The following is a 25,157-nucleotide window of genomic DNA, read 5'->3' on the forward strand; positions in this document are numbered from 1 at the left end:
ATCGGCACGGAGACAGTTCCCGAGCGGCGGAGGAGGACGGCGTGACGATCTACCGCCGACAGCTGGGCGGCACCACCTACACCTTCGACGGCCTGGTGGATTTGCTGGCCAAGGCGACGCCGCGGCGCAGCGGCGACGAATTGGCCGGGTGCGCCGCCCATTCCGACGCCGAGCGGGCCGCGGCGCAGTGGGCGCTGGCCGACGTGCCGCTGCCGGTGTTCCTGACCGAGCCGGTGGTGCCGTACGAGACCGACGAGGTGACCCGGCTGATCATCGACACCCACGACCGGGCGGCGTTCGCGCCGGTAGCGCACCTGACCGTGGGCGATCTGCGAGATCGGTTGCTGGCGGCGGCGGCTCGCGACGACGCGGCGGAGCTGACGGCTCTGGCCCCGGGCCTGACGCCGGAGATGGTGGCCGCGGTCGCCAAGCTCATGCGCAATCAGGACCTGATCGCGGTGGCCCGCGCGGTCCGGGTGACCTCCGCATTCCGGACCACGATCGGTCGCCCCGGCACCCTCGCGACCCGGTTGCAGCCCAATCACCCCACCGACGATCCGCGCGGCATCGCCGCGGCGGTCCTGGACGGGTTGCTGCTGGGCTGCGGGGACGCGGTCATCGGGATCAACCCGGCCTCCGATTCCCCCAGGGCCACAGCCGATCTCCTGCGCCTGCTCGACGACGTGCGCCTGCGCTACGACATTCCGACGCAGTCCTGCGTGCTCGCCCACGTGACGACCACGCTCGACCTGATCGCGGCGGGCGCGCCGGTGGACCTGGTGTTCCAGTCGATCGCGGGGACCGAGGGCGCCAATTCCGGTTTCGGCGTAGGTCTTTCGCTGCTGCGCGAGGCGAACGAGGCGGGCCGGTCGCTGCGCCGCGGCACGGTCGGCGACAACGTCATGTACTTCGAGACCGGTCAGGGTTCGGCGCTGAGCGCGGGCGCGCACCTCGGCGTCGACGGCAAGCCGGTGGACCAGCAGACGCTGGAGGCGCGCGCGTACGCCGTTGCGCGAGAACTGGATCCGTTACTGGTGAACACGGTGGTGGGCTTCATCGGCCCGGAATACCTCTACGACGGCAAGCAGATCGTGCGCGCCGGGCTCGAGGACCACTTCTGCGGCAAACTGCTGGGCCTGCCCATGGGAGTCGACGTGTGCTACACCAACCACGCCGAGGCCGACTCCGACGACATGGACACCCTCCTGACCCTCCTGGGCGCGGCCGGTGCGGCTTTCGTCATCGCCGTCCCCGGCGCGGACGACGTCATGCTCGGCTACCAGAGCCTCAGCTTCCACGACGCCCTCTACGCCCGAAAGGTGCTGGGGCTCCAGCCCGCTCCCGAATTCGCCGCCTGGCTCGACCGGATCGGCCTGCGCGACGCACACGGCCGCATCCGGGAAGTGCCACCGCTGTCCTCGCCCCTGCGCGCCCTCGCGGGGTCGTCATGACTGTGCGGAAGGTGGAATCCGTGGCGAATCAAGAGTTCTGGGACGAGCTTCGGAAGACCACCCAGGCGCGGATCGGCCTGGGGCGCGCGGGGGACGGTCTACCGACGCGGCGAGTGCTGGAATTGGCCGCGGCACACGCGCAAGCGCGGGATGCCGTGCACGCCGCGCTCGATGTGGCGGCGCTGACGGCGGAGGTCGCCGAACTCGGGCTCGGGACTCCGGTACATGTCCGCAGTCGCGCGGCGGACCGCTCGGAGTATCTGCGTCGGCCGGATCTGGGCAGGCTGCCCGAAACCGATCTCGCGCAGGCGCTTTCGCCCGCCGGAGCGGATATCGCGGTCGTACTGGCGGACGGGCTGTCGCCACGCGCCGTGCACGCCCACGGAGCCGCCGTGCTCGCGGCGCTGAAAGACGCGCTGGCACAGGAGTATCGGTTCGCGCCACCGGTCGTGGCGACCCAGGCGCGCGTCGCGCTCGGCGACCACATCGGGCAGGCGCTCGGCGTCGAGACCGTGCTGGTGCTCATCGGCGAGCGGCCGGGCCTCTCGGTGTCCGACAGTCTCGGGATCTACCTCACCCACCGTCCCCGGCCGGGATGCGCCGACTCCCAACGCAATTGCGTCTCCAACATCCATCCGCCGGAGGGCCTGGGCTACGCGGCGGCCGCGCGGGTGACCGCCGATCTGGTGGCGGGCGCGCGGCGGCTGGGCCGCTCGGGGGTGGAACTCAAGGACACCTCCGACCGCGCCGCGGTGGACCCCGGCAGTCCGGGGAGCCCCCGTCATCCACGTCGGCGGGCGGCGTCGAATTCGGTCGGCGGAACATCGGAAGGCGTTGTGCGACTGGGCCAGTAGCGGCTGGCGTGCTGGCCGCGGATGCGGGTGAGATCCGGCTCGTCGACATCGGTGATGCCCACCTGCAGCAACAGCAGCAGGGTGACCATGCTGACGCCGACGATCAGCGGGGTGAGCAGCTGGTGCGCCTGCGCACCGCCCGGCGCGTGCAGATGCGCCCCCATCCGGGCGTGCATGGCGAACATGCCGGTGTAGTGCATGCCGCACACCGCCAGGCCCATGATCAGCGCCGCGCCGCCGGTGGCGGCCAGCCCGCGCACGTGCAGCGCGAACCACAGCGCCGCGGTCGCCGCGACGACCGCGATGACCAGCGACAGCACCACGATCCACGGGTCGTAGTGGACCGCCGCGTCCGTCTTCATCGCGTACATGCCCGCGTAGTGCATGGCGCCGACGCCGAGCCCGGTAACGGTGCCGCCGATCAGCAGCGCCGAGCCGTCGCCCCGCCGCCGCACCACGATCGACAGCCCTACCCACACGACCGCCATCGCCAGCGCCGCGCTGATCAAGGTGATCGGAATGTTGTAGCGGATCGTCGCGTCGGAGACCGAGAAGCCCAGCATCGCGATGAAATGCATGACCCAGATCCCGGTGCCGCCCAGTGCGACGGCCGCCGTGGCGATCCAGCCGTCCGGCCGGCCGCTGCCGCGGGCGCGGACCATGCAGCGCAATGCCAGCAACGACCCGACGACCGACATGAGATACGCCAGCGCAGGCGTGAGCCATCCGTAGGTGAAGTGGTTGATTTCCAGCATGCGCACTCCTTGCCAGAACGCTTCGCGCCGACTGCTGCACGGCGACACGCCGGACACTAGCCACGTACTCGCTGGTAGTAAATTTGCAGCAGAATAATCAGGGAAATTAGCTGAGTTTGCTGGGCCGGATGCGCGCAGGTAGCGGGCGTGCCGGGACACCGAGGCCCGTCGCAGAAGCCGTGTTCAGGCCCCTTGACACTCCATGATGGCCGAGCAAACCGACCGCACGCTCTGCGCGAACCCGCCTACATCGGCGGCATGGGCCGCAGATCGAGCCGATGCATCATCCGATCGACCAGATCGGGCGGAATGCCGGGCTCGCGCCGCGCCGCCAGCGCCTCGGTGCGTCCGGCCTCGAGCACCTCGTTGCTGATGGCCCGCATCTTGCCGGTGAAACGCAGGCTGCGGTCCACCGCCTTGCTGTCGTCCGCGGCCTCGGCCGCCTCCGGATCCGCGCGGACCAGGCGGCGCTCGAATCCCTCGCGCATCCGCTGATAGATCTCGTCGGGCAGATCCTCGCTGTCGGCGATCTCCTCCAGCCGGGCCAGCTCGGCGCGCAGGATGCGAGTCCACAAGCGGCGCTCCAGTATTCGCTCCTGCTCGGTGTCGGCCTGCACGTGCGTCGCCCGCACCACCGCCGGCAGCGTCGGCCCCTGCACCAGCAGCGTGAACAGCACGACGGCGAACGCGATGAACAGCACCTCGGCGCGCCCCGGGAACGCCGCCCCCGCGTCGGTGCCCAAGGGCAGCGCCACCGCCAGCGCGACGGTCACCACGCCGCGCATGCCCGCCCACCAGGTGACCACCGACTCCCGCCAGGTGTGCGGCTCGTCGGTGTCGCGGCGTCGCCACCAGCGCTGGAACAACTCGGTGGTGACCAGCAGCCAGACCAGCCGCAGCAGCACCACCACGGCGATCACCGCCGCCGCGCCGCCGAGCAGCCGCTGCCAATCCGGGCCGGTCGCGGCGAGAACCGTGGTCAGCTCCAGGCCGATCAAGCCGAACGCGACGCCGGTGACCAGCAGATCGATCACGTCCCAGAACGAATCCCCGACGATGCGGTAGGCGCTGTCGCTGAAATCGGCGGCGGCGTCGGTCAGATACAGCGCGCACACCAGCACGGCCAGCACCGCCGACCCGTGCCACGCCTCGGCCAGGCCGTAGGCGCCGAACGGCAGCAGCAGCCCGAGCGCGACCTGCCAGGCGGCCTCGCCGAGTTTGCGCATCAACCGGCTGCCGGCCCAGCCCAGCGCGAGACCCACCGCGACCGCGACCACCGCCGACAGCAGAAAGTCGAACACGGTGTGCCAGGCCGAGAACCGGCCGGTGACCACCGCCTGCACCGCGACGTTGTAGAGCACCACCGCGGTCACGTCGTTGAACAGCCCCTCGCCCTCCAGCACCGCGACCAGGCGGCGCGGCAGCCCCAGACGATCGGCCACCGCGCTCGCCGCCACCGGATCCGGCGGGGCGACCACCGCGCCGAGCGCCACCGCCGTGGCCAGCGGCACGGCCGGGTACCAGGCGTGGAAGACCGCCGCCACCGCGACGGCCGTGGCGATGACCAGCCCGACCGCACGCAGCAGGATCGGACCGGCGTTCGCGGCGAACTGCTGCCAGGAAGTTCGGCGGGCGGAAGCGTAGAGCAGGGGAGACAGGACCAGCGGGAGGATCAGCTCGGGGTTGATGTCGAGGTTCGGGACGAAGGGGAGGACCGCCAGGGCCAGGCCGAACAGCGTCATGAGGACGGCGGGGGCGAGGCCGGTGCGGCGGCCGAGGGGCTGGGCGAGGATGGTGGCGAAGGCCAGGACGAAGACGAGTACCAGTTGGTCCATAATTTTGGCCTCCGCTTCGCTCCGGCGGGCCGGGGCCCTCGAGCCCCGGGCCTTCCCTCCTCCGCTCCTCCGCTTCGCTCCCCCGCTCCGTCAGTCCAGGCCCGGGGCGGGCCCCGGCCTTGGGGGTGAACCTTTGAGGAGGGGTTTGCGATGATGCGGGTGTCGTGCTGGGATGCGGGTGTTGTGCTGGTTCGGGGGTTCGTGCTGGTTGGTGGCTTGGCGGGTTGTTTGCCGCTCGACCTCGAGTAGTATTGCCGCTCAACGCGAAACGCCGCCGGAGGTTCCGGCGGCGTTTCGCGTATCGGTTGTGCTACCCGTCAGTCGAGGTAGTCCCGCAGGACCTGGGAGCGGCTGGGGTGGCGCAGCTTGCTCATGGTCTTCGACTCGATCTGGCGGATGCGCTCGCGGGTGACCCCGTAGACCTGGCCGATCTCGTCGAGGGTGCGGGGCTGGCCGTCGGTGAGGCCGAAGCGCAGCCGGACCACGCCGGCCTCGCGCTCGGACAGCGTCTCCAGCACCGACTGCAACTGGTCCTGCAGCAGCGTGAAGCTCACCGCGTCGACCGCGACGACCGCCTCGGAATCCTCGATGAAATCGCCCAGCTGCGAGTCGCCCTCGTCGCCGATGGTCTGGTCCAGCGAGATGGGCTCACGCGCGTACTGCTGGATCTCGAGGACCTTCTCCGGCGTGATGTCCATTTCCTTGGCGAGTTCCTCGGGCGTGGGCTCGCGGCCCAGGTCCTGCAGCAACTCGCGCTGGATGCGGCCCAGCTTGTTGATGACCTCGACCATGTGCACCGGGATGCGGATGGTGCGGGCCTGGTCGGCCATGGCGCGGGTGATGGCCTGCCGGATCCACCAGGTGGCGTACGTGGAGAACTTGTAGCCCTTGGTGTAATCGAACTTCTCGACCGCGCGGATCAGGCCCAGGTTGCCCTCCTGGATCAGGTCCAGGAACGCCATGCCGCGGCCGGTGTAGCGCTTGGCCAGCGACACCACCAGGCGGAGGTTGGCCTCCAGCAGGTGGTTCTTGGCGCGGTTGCCGTCGCGCATGATCCACTGCAGGTCGCGGCGGGACTGCACGGGCAGCTTCTCGCCCTTGTCGGCGAACTCGCGCAGCTTCTCGGTGGCGTAGAGCCCGGCCTCGATGCGCTTGGCGAGTTCCACCTCCTCCTCGGCGTTGAGCAGCGCGACCTTGCCGATCTGCTTGAGGTAGGCGCGCACCGAGTCGGCGGAGGCGGTGAGCTCGGCGTCCTTGCGGGCCTGCCGCAGCGCCTCGGACTCCTCCTCGTCCCAGACGAAGTCGCCGGAGGCCTTGTCCTTCTCCGAGGGCTCCTCGGCCTCGGCCTCCTCTTCGGCGGCGACCTCGTCCTCGGCGATCTCCTCGCCCTCGTCGGCCAGGTCGTCCTCGGAGACTTCCAGGTTGTCGAGATCGTCGAGTTCGATCGACTCGTCGTCGAGGGTCTCGTCGGTCTCGTTCTCGGCGCCCGGAGCGCCCTTCTTCGCCGCCGCTTTCTTGGCCGGCGCCTTCTTGGCCGCCTTGGCCCCGGCCTTCTTGGCGGGCGCCTTCTTGGCGACGGCCTTCTTGGCGGGGGCCTTCTTCGCGGCAGCCTTCTTGACCGGCCGTGCTGCGGTACTTTCGAGGGAGTCGGCGGCTTCGGCCGATTCGGCGGTCTCTCGGGTATTCGTGGCTACCACGTACGCCCTTTCGTGACGGTCTCGTGCGGCGTCACGCCAGAGTCATCATCCGGCGGAGCGGTTCTGTCGGGGTTAAACCCGGCTCTCCGGCCGGGGTCGGTTTCCGGCTCACCGCCGGTCATGCGTTCCATTGTAACGATCCGGACGGAGTGCGATGCCGCAGCCTCGCTGGTTGCCGGGTAGATCATGGCGCGATACCGGCGTCGACGGCCATCGCGGCGCCCACGATCCCGGCCGTGTTGCGCAGATGCGCCGCCACCACGGGAGTCCGGTTGCCCAGCAACGGGATCCAGTGCTCCGCGTCGCGGCTGATGCCGCCGCCGGCGACGAAGACGTCCGGCCAGAGCAGATTCTCCAGGGTGACCAGCACCTTGGTCACCTGTGCCGACCACTCCTTGTAGGACAGCTTCTTTCGTTCCTTCACCGATGAAGCGGCGCGGTGCTCGGCTTCCTTGCCGTCGACCAGGATGTGCCCGAACTCGGTATTGGGCACCAGCGTGCCGTGGTAGAGCAGCGCCGAGCCGATGCCGGTGCCGAAGGTCAGCAGCATCACCAGCCCCTCGGTGTGGCGCGCCGCGCCGTAGCGGTCCTCCGCCATCCCCGCGGCGTCGGCGTCGTTGAGCACCACCACCTCGCGGCCGCCGAGGGCGAGGGAGAACAATTTGCGGGCGTCGGTATCGATCCACGCCTTGTCGATATTGGCCGCCGTGCGGGCGATGCCGTTGACCACCACGCTGGGCAGGGTGAGGCCGACCGGGCCGTCCCAATCGGCCTGGGCGACCAGTTTCGCCACCGTTTCGGCGACGGCGTTCGGCGTGGACGGCTGCGGCGTGGCGATCTTGATGCGTTCGTGCGCGAGTTCACCGGTGGCGAGATCCACCACGGCGCCCTTCACGCCGCTCCCCCCGATGTCGATACCGAAAGCTTGCCCCCGAGCGGACATTGACAGTCTCCTCGTTTCCCTGTGGTGCCGGCCCTGATCGCAGTGCGCGCGGCACGATACACGGCATTGTGTGACGGGTTGCGCGACCACCGGATCTGTGTCGTGCCCGACAAGCCTAATGCGCGGGGTGCGGGATCTGTGCTGCGATGGATGTCGTGCGCGATACGAATCCGTCAGTGACCGCCGCCGCCATCGACCCCGGGACCGCCGAGCCGGACCCGGCCGACGCCGCCGAGATCGCCGAATTGCGCCGTGTCGCAGTGCATCTCGCGCAGACCGCCGCCGCCCACGTGCGGGCCCGCCGCCCGCAGGTGTTCGGCGCCGGGGAGGACGCCCAGGGGGCGGTGCGGGCCAAGAGCTCACCCACCGACCCGGTAACGGTGGTCGACACCGAGACCGAGGAGGTGATCCGCCGGCTGCTCGCCGACCTGCGTCCCGGCGAGCGGGTGCTCGGCGAGGAGGGCGGCGGCACCCTGGGCGGCGCCGCGGAGATCGTGTGGGTGGTCGACCCGATCGACGGCACCGTGAACTTCATGTACGGCATCCCGGCGTACGCCGTCTCGGTGGCCGCCATGCGCGACGGGCGCTCGCTCGCCGGTGCGGTCGTCGACGTCGCCGCCGGGCAGACCTACAGCGCCGGGCTGGGCGCCGGGGCCACCCGCACCGAGCCGGACGGCACCGCGGTCACGTTGCGCTGCACCGAGGTCGACTCGGTCCGAATGACGTTGCTGGCCACCGGCTTCGGCTACGGGGCCGCGCGCCGCGCCCGGCAGGGCGAGCTGATCGCCGGGCTGCTGCCGCACGTGCGCGACATCCGCCGGATCGGCTCGGCCGCGCTGGACCTGTGCATGGTCGCCGCAGGCCGCGCCGACGCCCACTACGAGCACGGGCTCAACACCTGGGACTGGGCCGCGGGCGCGCTGATCGCCGCGGAGGCCGGCGCCCGGTTGGTGCTGCCGCCGGCCGGAACGGTCAGCAAGACCGGGGAGCTGGTGGTCGCCGCCGCGCCCGGGATCGCCGACGAATTGCTCGAATTGTTCGATCGGCTCGGCGTGTCGGAGGCGATCCCGGAGAACTAGGCCGCGCGGGCGACGCCGCTCAGCAGGTGCCCTTGCGGGCGGCGTCGAGCAGCGTGGAGTCGATGGCCGGGCCGCCGGGCGCCGGGTTCTTCAGCGACCGCAGCACCTCCTCGGCGTCGGTGGACGGGCGCACCTCGTTGCCGAACAGCGAGCCGAGCGCCAGGTCGACGGTGTCGTCGTTGCGCTTGTCCTCGATCAGCTCCGCGCACGGGGAGACCAGCTGCACCGCGGCCGCGGCCGGGCGGCCGTTGACGCCGAACCGAATCTGCCCGGTGCACACCAGATCACCGTTGAGGTAGACCGGATCGTTGGCGAACTGCGGTGCGGGCGGACTCGCGAAACCCAGATCGCTGAGCCGCGAGGCGATGTGCTCGGCCAAGCCGCGCTGGCCCGAAGCGTTGTAGACGCGCACCTTCGACTGGGTCAGCGGCGCCGGCTCCACGTCCTGCAGGCGCGACGGGGACACCCGCTGGCCCAGCGGCGCGGGCTGCGGCGCGTTCGGGTCCGCGACCGGGGAGGGGGAGTTGCAGGCCATGGCCGCATGGCTCTTGCCCTCGGTGGTCAGCGCCTTGATCCACACGATCGCGCAGATCAACGCCAAAATCGCGACCAGCGCGACCCAGGGCTGGTAGCGGCGGCGCAGAAACGGGCGCCCTTTGTCGTCGACGGCGCTGCCTTCGGTGATCAGTGAAACCACACGCACACCTTACGAGTTCGCGCCGCACATTCCCGCATGCGGACACCGTGTGCGGGCCGCGGCGCGCGGCGCGGCGATTCCTGGACGCGGGCCCGGGTCGTTCGCGCCGCACGTCCGGCGGTGCTGTGCGACAGATATCGCGGGGGTAACGATTCGCTCGACGCCCGGGCACGGATTCGGCGTTGTCCAGGGGTGGCGATGACGATTACCCCCTCAGTTTCGACGCGCTCGGGTTTTGATTGCGACTTTTGCCGTCCTGTCCGCTATTGTCTGGCGGCCGATTCGAATCGACAGAGGTGAATCAGGGCCGAGTTTTCGGGAACAACCAGGGCATGTCCTGCGTTGACCGAGCGCGATCCGGTACAGGTCCGCCAGATCTGGCCCGGTCGGCGACCGGTGTACACGTGACGTACACCACCGGCGGGGCGGTGCTCGCCGAACCGATTCCCACAGGAATCGGCAGAGGCGGGGCCGGTCCGGGATATACGGAGTAAGGACGAGGGGAAGACGACATGGCAACCGACTATGACGCACCGAGGCGTAGTGAAACCGACGAGGTGTCGGAGGACTCGCTGGAGGAGTTGAAGGCTCGTCGCAACGAGGCCGCGTCCGCCGTCGTGGATGTCGACGACAGCGATACCGCGGAATCGTTCGAACTTCCCGGCGCGGACCTGTCCGAGGAAGTGCTGTCGGTTCGGGTGATCCCGAAGCAGGCCGACGAGTTCACCTGCTCGAGCTGTTTTCTGGTTCATCACCGCAGCCGGCTCGCCAGCGAGGCAGGCGGTCAGCTGATCTGCATGGATTGCGCGGCCTGAGCGCCCGGCAGTAAGTGATATCGACCCGCGCTCGCCGCAGCGAGCGCGGTGGTTGATCGTGCGTGCCCGGCGCAGCATGACCGGCGGCGACCGCCGGTCAGCTGGCGTCGCGTACGCCGAGTGCTTTCATGACCCGTTCGGGACGGCGCGTACTGACCAACCAGTACGGCGCCGGATCGTCCGGGTCGTCCAAGACCAACAGCACCAACGGGCCGATCCAGGCCCGATGCTGCACGTAGGCGGCCGGGTCGAGCTGCCTGCCCAGCGCCGCGCTCTTCGCGCTGGCCGGTACCGCGGCTGCCCGGGCGACATACGTTACCGGCAGATGCGCACGGTCCGCGCGCAATTCGACCGTTCCGTTCGCATCCGGCCCGACCTCCACGCGATGGCGGCTCAGCCACAGCAGCGCCCACACCGGCACCGGCAGCAGCAGCACGTAGGGCAGCCAGGCCCGGATCCCCGGCGCGCCCATGTGCACCTCGGCGGCGAGCAGGCCGGCGATCGCCAGGCCCACGGGCCACCACCACAGCGGCACCCACAGTCGCTCGGAGTAGGCGGGGGCGCTGGTGTCGGGTCGGCTCATGGTCTCGGGCGCTGCGGAGGAGGGGGCGGATTCGGGGGCCGCCGCGGACTGGTCGGACACCTCATCAGACTAAGTCAGCGGGCGGCGCCGGAGTGCGGCGGGAGCAGGTCGTTCCGCCGCTCGCGCTCCGGCCATGTCGCTGTCACCGCGGCGCGGCGACCGCGTAGGCTCGCTGTACGTGACCGGTATTCCACCTATACCTCTGCTGCGGCTCGATCCCGGCATCCCCGTCCCCACGCGCGCCCACGCCGGCGACGCGGGCGTGGACCTGTGCACCACCGAGGACGTCATCCTGGAGCCGGGGGAGCGGGTGCTCGTCGGCACGGGTATCGCGGTAGCGCTGCCGATCGGCACGGTCGGCCTGATCCACCCGCGGTCCGGGCTGGCCGCCAAGACGGGACTGTCGATCGTCAATACCCCCGGCACGGTCGACGCGGGATATCGCGGCGAGATCAAGGTCTGCCTGATCAACCACGATCCGCGCACGCGCATCGAGCTGCGCCGCGGTGACCGGATCGCGCAGCTGCTGGTGCAGCGGGTCGAGCTGGTCGATTTCGTGGAGGTCGGCGAACTCGACGACACCGCGCGCGGCGCGGGCGGTTACGGGTCCAGTGGCGGGCACGCCAGCCTGGTCGCCGACGGCGCCGCCGCCGGCAAGGAGGCGTGACGATGTTCGGACGCAAGCGCAGACAGGGCGGCGACGACCTTCCTCCCAGACGGCGCTACGACGACGACACCTGGTACGACGAGGACGAATACGACGCCGAGGCGGAGTACGAGGAGTACGACGAGTCGGCCTACCGGACCGACGAGAACCCTGTCTACCGCACGGACGAGACGCCGGAGTACCGCACGGACGAGACGCCCCCGTACCACACGGGCCAGCAGCCCGCCTACCGCACCGGCGAGCTGCCCGCCCAGCGCGCCGCCCGCCCGCCCGCCCCGCGCCCGCCCGCGCAACGGCCCGTGCCGCCGCGCGGAGAACCGCCCTACCGGACGGGCCAGCAGCCCGTGTACGGCACGGGCCAGCAGCCGGTCCATCGGCCGGGCGAGATGCCCGCGCAGCGGGAACCCGGCCCCGGGATCGGCGGAATACCTGCCCACCGCGAGCCCGGCCTCCGGGCCGGCGGAATCCCCGGGCCGCGCGAGCCCGGCCCGCGAACGGGCGGATTCCCCACCCAGCGTGAGCCCGGTCCCGGAACGGGCGGCTTTGCCGCCCACCGTGAATCCGGGCCGGGCACAGGCGGATTCGCTGCTCAGCGCGAGCCCGGCCCGGGAACGGGTGGTTTTCCCGTCCAGCATGACCCCGCTGCCGGAACGGGTGGTTTTCCCGCTAAGCGTGAGCCTGGCCCGCGAACGGGTGGGTTCCCCACTCAGCGTGAGCCCGGTCCGGGAACGGGTGGCTTTGGTGCTCAACGGGATCCAGGTCCCGGGACGGGTGGTTTCGCCGCTCAGCGTGAACCGGGTCCGGGAACGGGTGGTTTCGCTGCCCAACGTCCGCCTGGCCCCCGGGCCGGTGGTGTGCCCGCGCCGCGCGAACCCGGCTCCCGGGCCGGTGGTGTGCCCGCCCGGCGGGAGCCCGGCCCTCGCACCGGTGGGATTCCGGCTCAGCGTGAACCCGCGCCCCGGACGGGTGAGACGCCTGCGTATCGCACCGGGCAGCAGCCGGTGTATCGCACGGAAGAGCCGTCCGCCCAGCGCGATTCCGCTGCCGGGACCGATGAGCCCGCGTACCGGACCGGGCAGCAGCCCGCCTACCAGACGGGCCGTCAGCGCGCTTACCGGACCGGGCAGCAGCCCGTCTATCGCGACGAGGATTTCGACGATGTCGCCGTGCCCCGCCGCGGCGACACCACGGACCTGTCGGGGCGCACCGGCCCCTACGACTACGAGGATGTCGCCGACCTGCTCGAGGACATCGCCGACCAGCGCCTCGACCTGGGCTCGGTGATCCTGCCGGTCCCCGAGGGCGGTCAGTTGCAGGTGGAGATGACGCCCGACGGCACCCCGCAGGCGGTGCACCTTGCCACCCCGCACGGCCGGCTGACGGTGGCCGCCTACGCCGCGCCGAAATCGCCGGGGCAGTGGCGGTCGGTGGTCAACGATCTGCGTGATTCGCTGCGCGGCGACGGCGCGCAGGTGTCGGTGCAGACCGGTCCCTGGGGTCGTGAACTGCACGCCGTCACCCAGGGCGCCGACCTGCGGTTCATCGGCGTGGACGGCTACCGCTGGATGCTGCGCCTGGTCGCGGCGGGTCCGACCGGCGCGGTGGACGAGGGCCAGCCGCTGGTCGAGGCGGCGCGAGCGATCGTGAGCGAGACGGTCGTGCGCCGCGGCGAGGAACCCCTCCCCGTGCGCGAACCCCTCCCCGTGGTCCTGCCCCAGGAACTGGCCGACCAGCTGACCGCCGCCCACCAGCAGCAGATCGAAGCCCAGGAACAGGCCCGCGCGGCCCAGGCGGCCGAGGCCCAGGCCCACGCCACCGGCCAATACCCCACCATCACCCCGGACGAGCCCCCACAACCCCGCCGCGGCACCGAGGGCTCCGCCATGCAACAACTGGGCCTCAACTAACAGCGCCCGGCGGACCTCGACCAACCGGCAACCGGCCGGTGCGCCCACCGCCTCGATAGAGCCACCGCGCACCGGCTTACGCCATTCCCCCGACCCGGACCACTTGTCTCCCCGGGGTACACGACCCGATCCGCGACTTACAGGCGCGGGTCGGGATGGCGCGGTGCGCCCGGCGCGGGTCGGGGACGGCTCCGCAGTACGCGGCACGGATCGGGTGGTGGCTCAGCGGTGCGCGGCAGGGGTGGCTCAGCGGTGCCGAGCAGGGGTGGCTCAGCGGTGCAGGGCAGGGGTGGTTCAGCGGTGCTGAGCAGGTCTGGCTCAGTGGTGTAGAGCGGGGTGGGTCAGCGGTGGGTGGTGTGGCGGCCGGGGAGGCGGGACAGGCCGTGGCAGCCGAGGATGGCGGGGTCGGCGCCCAGTTCGGCGAGGGTGATGCGGTGGAGGGTGGCGTGCGGGATGAGGGCCGCCCAGCGCTCGGCGACGGCGAGCGGGTGGACCGGGTCGTCGACGGCGGTGACGACGGTGGTGGGAACGGTCAGTGCCGCAAGGGTTTCCGGGGTGGGCCAGGGGTAGGCGGCGGCCTCCTCCAGGGCGTCGGGCAGGTGCGGCCACTGCGCGGTCCAGGACTGCGTGAGCGCCGCGCCGAGCCAGGCCGGGCTGCTCGCGCGCATGCGTTCGACGACGGCGTCCAGGCCGTCGGCGCGCAGCTGGGCGGCGGTGGCGGCGGCACTGAGCGCCGCCGGGCAGTCTCCGGCGTCCGCGCCGGTCCAGGCGGGCAGTGCGGCGATCACCCCGAACGCGGAATCGCTGTGCGCGCAGGCCCATTCGACCGCGATGGCGGCGCCCAGCGAGATCCCGGCGGCCAGCACCGGCCCGGACCGGGCGGCGGTGTCCAGCGCGGCCCGGCAACTCGCCACCACCGCCCGCGGGTCCGGTTCCACCGCCAGGAACGGCAGATCCAGTGCGGCACAGGCGGGTCCGAAGGCGCGGCGGGCGAAGTCGGCGTCCGAGCCGGTACCGGGCAGGGCGACGACGAGGGCCGGGCGGGGTAGATCGGGCACGCGCCGAAGCCTACGCGGCGACCCCCGCGATCCTGGTGAGGGCGCGGGTATCGCCGCAGCGTGGCGGGCCGCCCCGCCCGCTCGCGGTGACGTGCGCCACGCCGATGATCTCGAGGTGGAATCACGGGGCGCGGTGGGTACCCACGGGTGTAAGCGGGCTCGCGTAGCGAGGGTGGAACCGCCCATCTACAGTTGGCGATATACGGCCGCTCGGCCGGTCGTGTGGGAAACCCGACGACGTGTGACCCACGCCGTCTGCAGTGCAGGAAGTGTTGCAAAGATGCCTTTCACGGGCGGAAACAGGGCAGAATCCGGAGTTGCCGGGCGCAAGGCGGGCCCCGACAGCGGGTACTTCCGCCGTCTGGGCCGTCGGCTGACCGCCGATCTGGACCGTCTCGACGCCGAGGAGCTGGCAGAGACGTCTGAGGCCTCGGGAGCCTGCCGAGCGGACGAGTGCCGGCGCGGCGAGGAGGTCACCATGCTGGGCAAGCTGCGCAGCGTGGAGGCGTGCCCGAAGGCCGCGGGGGCGAACCTGCAGGCCGAGTTCTACGACGGCACCGACGCGGTGACACTGGTGTGGATCGGGCGGCGGCGCATCCCCGGCATCGATCCGGGACGCCGTATCCTGGTGCGCGGCCGCATCGGGGAGCGCGATGGGGCCAAGGTGATCTTCAACCCCTACTACGAACTACGTGAGAACTCCTGACGCATGCCGATACCCCCCAGCGACGATCGGACCGATCGCTTCGCCGTCGTAGCCAGCGACCCGTCCACCGGGCCGGAACCCGCCGAGCGCGACGACCCTGAGCCCGAGCCCCCCGCGCAGGAGACCATGCTCGAGCAGCTGGGCGGCTTCAGCGGCCTGATCTACTCCACGCTGCCGGTGCTGGTCTTCGTCCCGGCCAATGCCCTGTGGGGGCTGACGGTGGCGATCTGGTCGGCGCTGGGCGTCGCGGCCGCGATCCTGGTGTGGCGGCTGGTGCGCCGCGACCGGGTGCAGCCGGCGATCTCCGGTTTCATCGGCGTGGGCGTGTGCGCGTTCATCGCCTACCGGATGGGCGCGGCGAAGGGCTTCTTCGCGTTCGGCATCTGGGCCAGCCTGGTGTACGGCGGCGTGTTCCTGGTGTCGCTGCTGGTGCGCTGGCCGCTGGCCGGGGTGATCTGGGGCTGGCTCAACGGCCACGGCACCGACTGGCGCTCCGACCGCCGCGTGCTGCGCCTCTACGACCTCGCCACGCTGGTGTGGGTGCTCGTCTTCGGCGCCCGCTACCTGGTCCAGTCGCGGCTCTACGACCACGACGCCACGGGCCTGCTCGCGGTGGCCCGCATCGCGATGGGCTGGCCGCTCACCGCGCTCGCGCTGCTGGTCACGATCTGGGCCGTCCGCAAGGCCGGGCATCTGCCCCGCGCCAAGAACGAGAGCGGCCCGGCGAAGCACGCCGCCTGATCCCTCCGCGATCATGAACCCCACGGCGTGTCCAGCCGAACAACCAGGTGTGCCCACACCTTTGGGGGCCCCGCGCGTATCCAGGTGGGGATGAACCCACCCCTGGGGTACCTATTTCGCGACCTCGGTTCATCGCACGATCGTTGGTGAGATCAGCGATCGGCGAAAGGATCCCCAGTGGGTACCGAGGGCAGCACGGTGGCAATGCAGGACCGGCCGAAGGGTCGCGGCACCCGGTCTCCGAAGACCGGCGCCGCCAACTCGGAGAGCCGGAAGGCGGCGGCCGAGCTGGATCGGCTGATCGGACCGGCGGCCGCGGGGGACCGGCAGGCCGTCACCGAGATCGTGAAGATCGTGCAGCCGCTGGTGCGCCGGTACTGCGCGGCCCGCATCGGCGGCGGCGGTCACCTGCACGTCACCGCCGAGGACATCGCCCAGGAGATCTGCATCGCGACCGTGCAGGCCATTCCGCGCTACCGCGATCAGGGCAAGTCGTTCCTGGCGTTCGTGTACGGCATCTCGGCCAACAAGGTGGCCGACGCCTTCCGCCGCGCCCAGCAGCAGCCCGCGTATCCGGTCGCCGAATTCCCCGACGAGCCGTCGACCGCGGCGGGCCCGGAGGAGATGGCGCTGGTGTCCGAGCGTCGCCGCGCCACCCGCGAGCTGATGAAGGTGCTCGCGCCCGCGCACCGCGAGGTGCTGGTGATGCGGATCGTGCTGGGCTGGACCGCCGCGCAGACCGCCGAGGCCATCGGCACCAGTCCCGGCGTGGTCCGGGTGATGCAGCACCGCGCGCTCAACAAGCTGCGCGCCGAACTCCAGGTGTCCTGACCTCAGTGCGTGGCGAAGCCGTTGACGCCCAACGCCTTCCGCAGCTCGTCCTCGGCCTCCACCGACGACACGAACAGCAACTCGTCCTCGCCCTCGAGCGGATCGTCGGCCTGCGGCACGATGACCCGGCCGCCGCGCAGGATCGTCACCAGGGCGGCGTCGCGCGGCAGTCGCAGCGTCCGCACCGCCTTGCCGGCCAGCGGGGTGTCGGCCGGCAGGGTGATCTCGACCAGATTCGCCTGACCCTGCCGCAGCGTCATCAGCCGCACCAGATCGCCGACCGACACGGCCTCCTCGGCCAGCGAGGCCAGCAGCCGCGGCGTGGACACCGCGACGTCCACGCCCCACGAGTTGTCGAACAGCCACTCGTTGCGCGGGTCGTTGACCCGGGCCACCACCCGCCGCACCCCGAACTCGGTCTTGGCGAGCAGGCTGAACACCAGGTTCGCCTTGTCGTCGCCGGTGGCCGCGATGACCACCTCGTACTCCTGCAGCCGGGCCTCCTCGAGCAGTTCCAGCTCGCAGGCGTCCCCGTGCACCCAGGTCGCGGCGGGCACCGCGGCCGGGTCCACGTGGTCGATGCGGCGTTCCAGCAGCATCAGCTCGTGCCCCCCGCGGAGTAGCTCCTGGGCGATGGATCGGCCGACCGCGCCGGCCCCGGCGATCGCTACCTTCACGACTTGTCCTCGCTCGACGGGGGATTGGCGGCGAGCGCGGCGGCCGCGCCGACGCTGCCGGAGGTGGCCGCGACGTAGACGGTGTCGTCGGCCTGCAGCACGGTCTTGCTGTTGGGCAGCACGCCCTGTCCGAACCGGATGAGGAACGCGACGCGCGCGCCGGTCTCCTCCTCCAGATCGCGCACGGTCCGCCCGTACCAGTCCTCGTGCAGATCGAGGGCGGTGACCGCGACGGTGCCGGTGGGGTCGCGCCAGGTGGCGCCGTCCTCCTCGTTGAGCAGCGCGCGCAGGAACCGGTCGGTGGTCCACGGGACGGTGGCGATGGTCGGGATGCCCAGGCGCTCGTAGACGGCGGCCCGCTTGGCGTCGTAGATGCGCGCCACCACGCGCTCCACGCCGAAGGTCTCGCGCGCCACCCGGGCCGAGATGATGTTGGAGTTGTCGCCGGAGGAGACGGCCGCGAAGGCACCGGCCCGTTCGATCCCCGCCCGCTCCAGCACGTCCCGGTCGAAGCCGACGCCGGTGATGCGCTCACCGCCGAAGTCCTTGCCCAGGCGCAGGAACGCGCTGGAATCCCGGTCGATCACGGCCACTTCGTGACCGACCCGGACCAGGGCGCGGGCGAGTGCGGAACCCACTCGGCCACACCCCATGATCACTACGTACACCGTGCCAACCCCAATTCCCGGAAACCGTGATGTGCGGTCTGGTTCCCTGCGCTGGGAGGAACCGTACCCGCTGTCCATCGACCCCAGCCACGTTCCCCCTCCTTCGGCGCTTCAAACCGTTGCGAGGCCGGGACGGGCGGGATCGGCATCCGCGGAGCAAACCGCGGCGCGGCGCGCGGGCGGCGAGGTCACGGCGGCTGGGCGCGACTGCGGGCGACTGCCTTATGCTCGCAGGAGTGTCCAAGCTGACGACGGCCGCGAAACGAATGGTGGTCGGCCGCCCATTCCGTAGCGATTCCCTGGGGCATACGCTGCTGCCCAAGCGAATCGCGCTGCCGGTATTCGCCTCCGACGCCCTCTCGTCGGTGGCGTACGCGCCCGAGGAGATTTTCCTCGTGCTGTCGACGGCGGGACTGTCGGCCTACGTGTACGCGCCCTGGGTGGGGCTCGCGGTCGCGGCCGTGATGGCGGTCGTGGTGGCCAGTTACCGGCAGAATGTGCACGCCTACCCGTCCGGCGGCGGTGACTACGAGGTCGCCACGGTCAACCTCGGACCGACAGCGGGCTTGACGGTGGGCAGCGCGCTGCTCGTCGACTACGTGCTGACGGTCGCGGTGTCGATCTCGTCCGCGGCGTCCAACATCGGCTCGGCGGTGCCGTTCGTCGACACCCACAAGGTGTTGTTCGCGGTGGTGGCCATCGTGGTGCTGACGGCGATGAACCTGCGCGGCGTGCGCGAGTCCGGCACCATGTTCGCCGTCCCGACCTACGCCTTCATGATCGGCATGTTCCTGATGCTGGCGTGGGGGTTCCTGCGGATCGAGGTGTTCGGCGACGACGTGCGCGCCGAGTCGTTCGGACTCGCGCTGGAGGGCAACGACTCCCATCTGCAGGGCATCGCCTTCACCTTCCTGATCGCGCGCGCGTTCTCCTCGGGCTGCGCGGCGCTGACCGGTGTCGAGGCCATCAGCAACGGCGTGCCGGCGTTCCGGAAACCCAAGTCCCGCAATGCCGCGACGACGCTGCTCATGCTCGGCCTGATCGCCATCTCGCTGCTGATCGGCATCATCCTGCTGGCGAAGCGGATCGGGCTGGTGTACGCCCACGACGCGGGCGATCTGGTCGGCGCTCCCGCGGGCTACCAGCAGAAGACCCTGATCGCGCAGCTCGCGCACGCGGTGTTCTCCGGCTTCCCGGCCGGGTTCTACTTCCTCACCGTGGTCACCGCGCTGATCCTGGTGCTGGCGGCGAATACGGCGTTCAACGGGTTCCCGGTGCTCGGTTCGATCCTGGCGCAGGACCGGTTCCTGCCGCGGCAGTTGCACACGCGCGGTGACCGGCTGGCGTTCAGCAACGGCATCCTGTTCCTCTCCGGTGCCGCGATCGCGTTCGTGGTGCTGTTCGGGGCCGAGGTGACGCGGCTGATCCAGCTCTACATCGTCGGCGTGTTCGTGTCGTTCGTGCTGAGCCAGACCGGCATGCTGCGGCACTGGACCAGGTTGCTGCGCACCGAGACCGATCCGGCGCTGCGGCGGCGCATGAAGCGCTCCCGGGTGATCAACGGCATCGGGCTCACCATGACCGGCGCGGTGCTGATCATCGTGCTGATCACCAAGTTCCTGGCCGGGGCGTGGATCGCCATCGTCACCATGGCGGCGATCTTCGTGCTGATGAAAATGATTCGCCGGCACTACGATTCGGTTTCCGCCGAACTCGACGAGCAGACCTGGGACGGGGTGCTGCCCAGCCGCACCCACTCCATCGTGCTGGTGTCCAAGCTGCACCTGCCGACCCGCCGCGCCATCGCCTACGCGCGCGCGACCCGGCCCGACGTGCTCGAGGCGGTGACGGTGAACGTCGACGAGCCCGACACCCGGCAGCTGGTGCGCGAATGGGAGAAGAGCGATATCCCGGTGCCGCTCAAGGTGGTCGAGTCGCCGTACCGCGAGATCACCAAGCCGGTGGTCGATTACGTCAAGCGGGTCCGCAAGGATTCGCCGCGCGACGTGGTGACGGTGTTCATCCCCGAGTACGTGGTGGGCCACTGGTGGGAACAGTTGCTGCACAACCAGAGTGCGCTACGCCTGAAGGGCCGCCTGCTGTTCGAGCCCGGCGTGATGGTGACCAGCGTCCCGTGGCAGCTGAGTTCGTCCTCGGCCAAGGCCGGCCACGGCATGGAGCACGCGCCGGGCGCGGTACGCCGCGGGTACGGCGAGCGGTCGTGAGCGCGCGGGTCGTGCGGGTGCGGCGAGGGGTCGGGAGAACGCGGGTGGCGCGAGTACGGCGAGCGGTTGTGGGTGCGCGAGTGGCGCGAGCACGGCGTGCGGTTGTGGGTGCGCGGTTGGTGCGGGTGCGGCGTGCGGTTGTGGGTGCGCGGTTGGTGCGGGTGCGGCGAGCGGGCGTGAGTGCGTGGGTGGTGCGATGAGCGGGACTGGTTGGGAGGGGGAGGTTTTCGAGGTTCGGTTGGGTGCGCCGGGGCATGGGGGATTTTGTGTTGCCCGGTACGAGGGGCGGGTGTTGTTCGTGCGGCACGGGCTGCCCGGCGAGCTGGTGCGGGCGCGGATCACCGAGGACCGGGGCAAGTCGTTCTGCCGTGCCGATGCCGTCGAGATCCTGGAGCCGTCGCCGGACCGCGTCCCCGCCACGTGCCCCGTGTCGGGACCGGGCGGGGCGGGTTGCTGCGACTTCTCCTTCGCGACGCCGCGTGCCCAGCGTGCGCTGAAAGCGGCCGTGGTCGCCGAGCAGCTGCGCCGCGTAGCAGGGTGGGAGACCGAGGTCGAGGTCGAGCCGATCCCGTGGGGGGATGGTGCGGTCCCAGATGTGCAGGGCGGCTGGCGGACTCGGGTCCGGCTGGTTGTCGATGCGGAGGGGCGGGCCGGTGTGCATCGGTATCGCAGCACCGAGGTGATCGCGGATCTGCGGTGTCCGCAACCGGTTTCGGGTGCGGTTGACGGGATCGGCGAGCGGGCGTGGACGCCCGGTGCCGAGCTGGTCGTGGCCGTGGACGGGGACGGGTTGCGGCACATCGTGGAATTGGCGCCGTCGCGGCAAGGTGGGCGGCGCGGTGGCGATCGGCGCGACACGGCCGCGCGGCGGGCGGCGGCGCACGCGCCCCGGGCGGAGCGGGTCGTCGAGGGCAGCGGCCGGGCCGTGCAGTATGTCGCGGGCCGCCGCTGGGAGGTGTCGGCGACCGGGTTCTGGCAGCCGCATCGCGGTGCGGCGCAACGTTATTCGGATGTCGTCGCGGAATGGTCCGGGGCGTCGCCGGGCGCCACGGCGTGGGATCTCTACAGCGGCGCGGGCGTGTTCGCCGCCCGCCTCGCCGACCAGGTCGGTGCGACAGGTGCCGTACACGGCGTCGAGTCCGCCCGCTCGGCGGTCGCCGACGGCGCGGCCGCGCTACGCGATCTGCCCTGGGTGGACCTGCGCGCCCAGCGCGTGGAACGCTGGCTCGACGAGCGAACCCGTTCCGCCGCACCGGAAGTCGTCGTCCTCGACCCGCCCCGCGCGGGAGCCGGGAAGGACGTGGTCGCCGCCCTCGCGGCCGCCGAACCCGCCCGCATCATCCACATCGGCTGCGACCCGGCCTCTTTCGCCCGCGACATCGGCCTCTACCGCAACGCCGGCTACACCGTCACCCACCTCCGCGCCTTCGACGCCTTCCCCGCCACCCACCACGTCGAATGCCTCGCCCTCCTGGAGCGCGCCCGGCCCTGATCGCTGGTTCGGCCGCGTGCCACGTCGACAGCCCGCGGATTCACCTGCCCCGCCGTCACGGCGTGTGCCTTCACCGTGGCGTCCGGATGTCTCTGACGCCCCTGGCCGCGTTGATGGCGCGCTGTCCATTACGACGATCGCCTTGCTCCTGACGCGCGGGCAGTCCTGGCTCGTCGATGCAGGCCATGGCCCGCCGCGTGGGACCGATGTGGCGTAGTTGTCTTGGGCGCGCCGGAGGTTCGCTCACGCGGGCGGGTAGGCGGGGCTTGGCGCGTGGGGGGAGTTCAGTCGAGTAGCCAGGTGGCGCGGAGGGTCGCGGTGAGTTCGGACTCGCCGTATTCGATGGGGACGGGGGAGGCGGGCGCGGCCAGGGCTACGGCCTTGAACGCGGTGGGGCGGGGCGGCGCGGGGGAGGTGCTGGTGTCCTCGGTGATCTGGAGGACGCGGCCGAGGGCGCGGCCGGCGCGGGCGGCGTAGCGGGTGGCCTTGGCGTGGGCGTCGTCCCAGGCGGCGTCGCGGGCTCGGGCCAGCAGAGCCTCGGTGTCGGCGAAGGCGAGGTTGAGGCCGCCGAGGCGGACGTCGTCGCCGCCCGCTTCCACCGCGTGCACGACGACCGTAGCCGGATCGGGGTGGCCCGCGTCGACTCGATCGGTGCGCAGCGACACGGTCAGGGCGGTGGTGGCCACATATCCGGTGATGCGGGTGCCGCTGCCCTCGGTCCAGGTGGTCTCGGTCTGCACCGACAGCCCGCTGGTGCCGATGTCGGCCGAACCCACGCCGTCGGCCCGCAGCGCGGCGGTGACGGCCGCGGTCCGCTCCCCGGCCTGTCCGTACGCGAGCGCGACCGTGCTCGCCCGCGTCTCGACGGAGATCGACACCCGCATGAGATCCGGAGTCCCTTGCGCGGTCCCGTGCCCGAAGGTGGTCACCGTGGCGGGCTGTGGGCGTTCCTCGGTCATGCAAGCCTCCTGCGTCGCGTCTCGATGCGGCCCGGCCCCGTGCGCCACCGGCCCGCACTTCCGATACTGCCTGCCCCCACGGCCCCGGAGGCCGATCCCGGCCCGGCGCGCCGGAACGGCACGCCGGGTGAATAGTGCGCGCGTAGCGCCGAGCCTGCGCTTGCCGTCGCCGTCCGGATGGACGGCGATCGGTCGGCGAGGCTCTGGCGGAGGAGGCGAGTCGGCTGTGTGGTCGCCGCTCTGTCGCGGTAGCGGCGTTGTGTCCGTTCGGCCGGGTGGCGCTTTGCGTGTTCGGGCCAACGTGGCTGGGTGGGCGGGTGACCGGGTGGGTGGTCCGGGCGTCCTCGGGGGTTGGCGTTGCTGTGAGAGTGCTTGGGGCACAGGGGAGGCGGGGTGGGGTGGGGTGGTTCGGGGGTATGTCGAGGCTCACAACGTGCCGAGGTGAACAGGGGTGGGTCGCCATTCTGGTCATCAGGGCCCTGGACGGCTCCGTAGACTGTTCGAAACAGACGAGCCATCCAGAGGGAGTAATAGCGGTGGGAGTTCTTTCCCGGGTCGATACGCCCGAGGACCTGCGCCGGCTGACGGTACCGGAGCTCGAGGAACTCGCGGAGGAGATTCGCGAGTTCCTGGTCCGCAAGGTCGCGGTGACGGGTGGTCACCTGGGACCGAACCTCGGAGTGGTGGAGCTGACGATCGCGCTGCATCGCAGCTTCGACTCGCCGGCCGATCCCATCCTCTTCGACACCGGCCATCAGGCCTACGTGCACAAGATCCTCACCGGCCGCCAGGACGGCTTCGACACGCTGCGCAAGCAGGGCGGCCTGTCCGGCTACCCGAGCCGCGCGGAGAGCGAGCACGACTGGGTGGAGTCCTCGCACGCCTCGGCCGCGCTGTCCTACGCCGACGGGCTGGCCAAGGCGTTCGCGCTGACCGGCCAGCGGCGGCACGTGGTCGCCGTGGTCGGCGACGGCGCGCTCACCGGCGGCATGTGCTGGGAGGCGCTGAACAACATCGCCGCCGGGCCGGACCGTTCGCTGATCGTGGTCGTCAACGACAACGGCCGCTCGTACTCGCCCACCATCGGCGGCCTGGCCGACCGGCTCAGCGCGCTGCGCATGCAACCGGCCTACGAGCAGGCGCTCGACGCCACCAAGCGGTTCGTGCAGGGCATCCCGGGCGTCGGCAGCTCGGCGTATTCGATGCTGCACGCGCTCAAGGCGGGCATCAAGGACGCGGTGGCGCCGCAGGAGCTGTTCAGTGACCTCGGCCTGAAATACCTGGGCCCGGTCGACGGGCACGACACGGTCGCGCTCGAGGCCGCGCTGCGCCGCGCCAAGGACTTCGGCGGCCCGGCCATCGTGCACGTGGTCACCCAGAAGGGTCACGGGTACCGGCACGCCGAGGACCATGAGGCCGACCAGATGCACTCCATCGGCGCCATCGACCCCGAGACCGGCCTGCCGCGCGGCGGCAAGTCCGTCGGCTGGACGTCGGTGTTCTCCGACGAGCTGATCCGCCAGGGCGAGCAGCGCGACGACATCGTCGCGATCACCGCCGCCATGCCCGGCCCCACCGGCCTGACCCCGTTCGGGAAGCGCTTCCCGGACCGCATGTTCGACGTCGGCATCGCCGAACAGCACGCCATGACCTCGGCCGCGGGCCTCGCGCTGGGCGGCCTGCACCCGGTGGTGGCGATCTACTCGACCTTCCTGAACCGCGCCTTCGACCAGCTGCTGATGGATGTGGCGCTGCTGCGGCTGCCGGTGACCCTGGTGCTCGACCGCGCGGGCGTCACCGGCGACGACGGCGCGAGCCACAACGGCATGTGGGACCTGTCGGTGCTGGGCATCGTGCCCGGCATCCGGGTCGCGGCCCCGCGCGACGCGGCGACGCTGCGCGAGGAACTGGCCGAGGCGCTGGCCGTGTCCGACGGCCCGACGGCCGTCCGCTTCCCGAAAGGCGCGGTCCCCGAGGACCTCTCGGCGGTGGAGCGGCTGGACGGCGTCGACGTGCTGCGGATGCCCGAGGGCGGCGCCGCGCAGACCGTGCGGGGCGACGTGCTGCTGGTCGCGGTCGGGCCCTTCGCCCAGCACGCCGTGCAGGCCGCGGAACTGCTGGGCGCGGAAGGCATCTCGGTCACCGTGGTCGATCCGCGCTGGGTGCTGCCCATCTCGGACACGGTCGTGAAGCTGGCCGAGAACTACCGCATGGTCGTCACCGTCGAGGACGGCGGCATGCACGGCGGCATCGGCTGCACGCTGTCGTCGCGGCTGCGCGCGGCGGGGATGGATGTGCCGACTCGCGATCTCGGTGTGCCGCAACAATTCCTGGACCACGCCTCGCGGGCGCAGATTCACGAGGGCCTGGGGCTCACCGCCGCCGACATCGCGCGGCGGGTCACCGGCTGGCTCGCGGGGATCTGAGCGGGCCCGGTTCCGAACCGGTCGTCTCGGGCGATCGGGAGTGCGGGCGTTCGCGCGTCGCGTAGATTCTGTAACAGGTTACATTTTCTGT

At 71.2% G+C, this 25,157-nt stretch carries 22 protein-coding genes; 12 read left to right on the forward strand and 10 right to left on the reverse strand.

Annotation, left to right across the window (positions count from 1 at the left end; all coding sequences use genetic code 11):
- The first annotated feature begins 41 nt into the window (after nt 1-41).
- Together IU476_RS26860 and eutC are read left to right on the forward strand one after the other, a co-directional pair.
- Nucleotides 42-1,451 (forward strand): ethanolamine ammonia-lyase subunit EutB, encoded by a 1,410-nt coding sequence (locus IU476_RS26860; RefSeq protein ID WP_195104616.1) that lies wholly within the window; start codon nt 42-44, stop codon nt 1,449-1,451.
- On the forward strand, nt 1,448-2,305 hold the full coding sequence (eutC, locus tag IU476_RS26865) for an ethanolamine ammonia-lyase subunit EutC (protein WP_195104619.1): 858 nt from the start codon (nt 1,448-1,450) through the stop codon (nt 2,303-2,305). Before IU476_RS26860 ends, eutC begins: the two co-directional genes overlap by 4 nt.
- Here the strand turns inward: eutC and IU476_RS26870 are convergent.
- The 4 genes from IU476_RS26870 to ppgK form a co-directional block, all read right to left on the reverse strand.
- Nucleotides 2,233-3,060 carry an MHYT domain-containing protein gene (locus IU476_RS26870; protein WP_195104622.1) on the reverse strand — a complete coding sequence of 276 codons (828 nt, stop codon included), beginning with the start codon at nt 3,058-3,060 and terminating at the stop codon, nt 2,233-2,235. The genes eutC and IU476_RS26870 overlap by 73 nt on opposite strands.
- Nucleotides 3,061-3,305: 245 nt before the next feature.
- Nucleotides 3,306-4,895, reverse strand: coding sequence for a Na+/H+ antiporter (locus tag IU476_RS26875; protein ID WP_195104624.1), 1,590 nt, complete (start codon nt 4,893-4,895; stop codon nt 3,306-3,308).
- 317 nt (nt 4,896-5,212) lie between these two features.
- Nucleotides 5,213-6,592, reverse strand: a complete 1,380-nt coding sequence (locus tag IU476_RS26880; protein WP_195104627.1) for an RNA polymerase sigma factor — start codon at nt 6,590-6,592, stop codon at nt 5,213-5,215.
- Between the two features lie 184 nt (nt 6,593-6,776).
- On the reverse strand, nt 6,777-7,535 hold the full coding sequence (gene ppgK, locus IU476_RS26885; RefSeq protein ID WP_195104629.1) for a polyphosphate--glucose phosphotransferase: 759 nt from the start codon (nt 7,533-7,535) through the stop codon (nt 6,777-6,779).
- A 146-nt stretch (nt 7,536-7,681) separates the two neighbouring features.
- Between ppgK and IU476_RS26890 the strand changes: the two genes are divergently transcribed.
- Complete coding sequence (locus IU476_RS26890; protein WP_195104631.1) at nt 7,682-8,614, forward strand: inositol monophosphatase family protein; 933 nt, start codon at nt 7,682-7,684, stop codon at nt 8,612-8,614.
- Nucleotides 8,615-8,633: 19 nt separating this feature from the next.
- On the opposite strand, the gene cei is transcribed toward IU476_RS26890, so the two are convergent.
- Nucleotides 8,634-9,311, reverse strand: a complete 678-nt coding sequence (gene cei / locus IU476_RS26895; protein WP_195104632.1) for an envelope integrity protein Cei — start codon at nt 9,309-9,311, stop codon at nt 8,634-8,636.
- Nucleotides 9,312-9,823: 512 nt separating this feature from the next.
- On the opposite strand from cei, the gene IU476_RS26900 reads away from it, so the two are divergent.
- Nucleotides 9,824-10,126 (forward strand): DUF4193 domain-containing protein, encoded by a 303-nt coding sequence (locus IU476_RS26900; protein ID WP_195104634.1) that lies wholly within the window; start codon nt 9,824-9,826, stop codon nt 10,124-10,126.
- Nucleotides 10,127-10,223: 97 nt separating this feature from the next.
- Here IU476_RS26900 and IU476_RS26905 read toward each other — a convergent pair whose 3' ends face one another.
- Nucleotides 10,224-10,709: a DUF3093 domain-containing protein gene (locus tag IU476_RS26905; RefSeq protein WP_195104810.1), complete on the reverse strand. Its 486-nt coding sequence runs from the start codon at nt 10,707-10,709 to the stop codon at nt 10,224-10,226.
- Between the two features lie 178 nt (nt 10,710-10,887).
- Between IU476_RS26905 and dut the strand changes: the two genes are divergently transcribed.
- Both dut and IU476_RS26915 read left to right on the forward strand, forming a co-directional pair.
- A complete protein-coding gene (dut, locus tag IU476_RS26910; RefSeq protein WP_195104636.1) occupies nt 10,888-11,376 on the forward strand; it encodes a dUTP diphosphatase in 489 nt (162 codons plus the stop codon).
- Nucleotides 11,377-12,377: 1,001 nt separating this feature from the next.
- On the forward strand, nt 12,378-13,283 hold the full coding sequence (locus IU476_RS26915) for a DUF3710 domain-containing protein (protein WP_324194340.1): 906 nt from the start codon (nt 12,378-12,380) through the stop codon (nt 13,281-13,283).
- A gap of 341 nt (nt 13,284-13,624) precedes the next feature.
- On the opposite strand, the gene IU476_RS26920 is transcribed toward IU476_RS26915, so the two are convergent.
- Complete coding sequence (locus IU476_RS26920) at nt 13,625-14,341, reverse strand: alpha/beta fold hydrolase (protein ID WP_195104638.1); 717 nt, start codon at nt 14,339-14,341, stop codon at nt 13,625-13,627.
- 280 nt (nt 14,342-14,621) lie between these two features.
- Here IU476_RS26920 and IU476_RS26925 point away from each other — a divergent pair, with 280 nt between their 5' ends.
- The 3 genes from IU476_RS26925 to IU476_RS26935 all read left to right on the forward strand — a co-directional run bounded on the left by IU476_RS26925 (nt 14,622) and on the right by IU476_RS26935 (nt 16,619).
- Nucleotides 14,622-15,047, forward strand: a complete 426-nt coding sequence (locus IU476_RS26925; protein ID WP_228824375.1) for an OB-fold nucleic acid binding domain-containing protein — start codon at nt 14,622-14,624, stop codon at nt 15,045-15,047.
- A 3-nt stretch (nt 15,048-15,050) separates the two neighbouring features.
- The gene (locus IU476_RS26930) at nt 15,051-15,788 is read left to right on the forward strand and encodes a DUF3159 domain-containing protein (protein WP_195104640.1); all 738 of its coding nucleotides are present in this window, start codon (nt 15,051-15,053) and stop codon (nt 15,786-15,788) included.
- Between the two features lie 204 nt (nt 15,789-15,992).
- On the forward strand, nt 15,993-16,619 hold the full coding sequence (locus IU476_RS26935) for a sigma-70 family RNA polymerase sigma factor (RefSeq protein ID WP_195104817.1): 627 nt from the start codon (nt 15,993-15,995) through the stop codon (nt 16,617-16,619).
- Nucleotides 16,620-16,621: 2 nt separating this feature from the next.
- On the opposite strand, the gene IU476_RS26940 is transcribed toward IU476_RS26935, so the two are convergent.
- Together IU476_RS26940 and IU476_RS26945 are read right to left on the reverse strand one after the other, a co-directional pair.
- A complete protein-coding gene (locus IU476_RS26940; protein WP_195104642.1) occupies nt 16,622-17,296 on the reverse strand; it encodes a potassium channel family protein in 675 nt (224 codons plus the stop codon).
- Nucleotides 17,293-17,964, reverse strand: coding sequence for a potassium channel family protein (locus IU476_RS26945; protein WP_195104645.1), 672 nt, complete (start codon nt 17,962-17,964; stop codon nt 17,293-17,295). Before IU476_RS26945 ends, IU476_RS26940 begins: the two co-directional genes overlap by 4 nt.
- Before the next feature lie 236 nt (nt 17,965-18,200).
- Between IU476_RS26945 and IU476_RS26950 the strand changes: the two genes are divergently transcribed.
- Nucleotides 18,201-20,189, forward strand: coding sequence for an APC family permease (locus IU476_RS26950; RefSeq protein WP_195104649.1), 1,989 nt, complete (start codon nt 18,201-18,203; stop codon nt 20,187-20,189).
- A gap of 196 nt (nt 20,190-20,385) precedes the next feature.
- The gene (locus IU476_RS26955; RefSeq protein WP_195104651.1) at nt 20,386-21,681 is read left to right on the forward strand and encodes a class I SAM-dependent RNA methyltransferase; all 1,296 of its coding nucleotides are present in this window, start codon (nt 20,386-20,388) and stop codon (nt 21,679-21,681) included.
- Between the two features lie 284 nt (nt 21,682-21,965).
- Here the strand turns inward: IU476_RS26955 and IU476_RS26960 are convergent, their stop codons facing one another.
- Nucleotides 21,966-22,640: an SIMPL domain-containing protein gene (locus tag IU476_RS26960; RefSeq protein ID WP_195104653.1), complete on the reverse strand. Its 675-nt coding sequence runs from the start codon at nt 22,638-22,640 to the stop codon at nt 21,966-21,968.
- Nucleotides 22,641-23,176: 536 nt separating this feature from the next.
- Between IU476_RS26960 and dxs the strand changes: the two genes are divergently transcribed.
- Nucleotides 23,177-25,066, forward strand: coding sequence for a 1-deoxy-D-xylulose-5-phosphate synthase (gene dxs, locus IU476_RS26965; protein WP_195104656.1), 1,890 nt, complete (start codon nt 23,177-23,179; stop codon nt 25,064-25,066).
- Nucleotides 25,067-25,157 lie beyond the last annotated feature (91 nt).

It is taken from the genome of Nocardia blacklockiae, assembly GCF_015477355.1.
GTDB classification, from domain to species: Bacteria; Actinomycetota; Actinomycetes; order Mycobacteriales; family Mycobacteriaceae; genus Nocardia; species Nocardia blacklockiae.

Coding starts and splice junctions, on each gene's coding strand:
- eutC (WP_195104619.1), top strand. CDS start 1,448: ATGACTGTGCGGAAGGTGGAATCCGTGGCGAATCAAGAGTTCTGGGAC.
- IU476_RS26870 (WP_195104622.1), bottom strand. CDS start 3,060: ATGCTGGAAATCAACCACTTCACCTACGGATGGCTCACGCCTGCGCTG.
- IU476_RS26875 (WP_195104624.1), bottom strand. CDS start 4,895: ATGGACCAACTGGTACTCGTCTTCGTCCTGGCCTTCGCCACCATCCTC.
- ppgK (WP_195104629.1), bottom strand. CDS start 7,535: ATGTCCGCTCGGGGGCAAGCTTTCGGTATCGACATCGGGGGGAGCGGC.
- IU476_RS26890 (WP_195104631.1), top strand. CDS start 7,682: ATGGATGTCGTGCGCGATACGAATCCGTCAGTGACCGCCGCCGCCATC.
- IU476_RS26900 (WP_195104634.1), top strand. CDS start 9,824: ATGGCAACCGACTATGACGCACCGAGGCGTAGTGAAACCGACGAGGTG.
- IU476_RS26905 (WP_195104810.1), bottom strand. CDS start 10,709: ATGAGCCGACCCGACACCAGCGCCCCCGCCTACTCCGAGCGACTGTGG.
- IU476_RS26925 (WP_228824375.1), top strand. CDS start 14,622: ATGCCTTTCACGGGCGGAAACAGGGCAGAATCCGGAGTTGCCGGGCGC.
- IU476_RS26930 (WP_195104640.1), top strand. CDS start 15,051: ATGCCGATACCCCCCAGCGACGATCGGACCGATCGCTTCGCCGTCGTA.
- IU476_RS26935 (WP_195104817.1), top strand. CDS start 15,993: ATGCAGGACCGGCCGAAGGGTCGCGGCACCCGGTCTCCGAAGACCGGC.
- IU476_RS26955 (WP_195104651.1), top strand. CDS start 20,386: ATGAGCGGGACTGGTTGGGAGGGGGAGGTTTTCGAGGTTCGGTTGGGT.
- IU476_RS26960 (WP_195104653.1), bottom strand. CDS start 22,640: ATGACCGAGGAACGCCCACAGCCCGCCACGGTGACCACCTTCGGGCAC.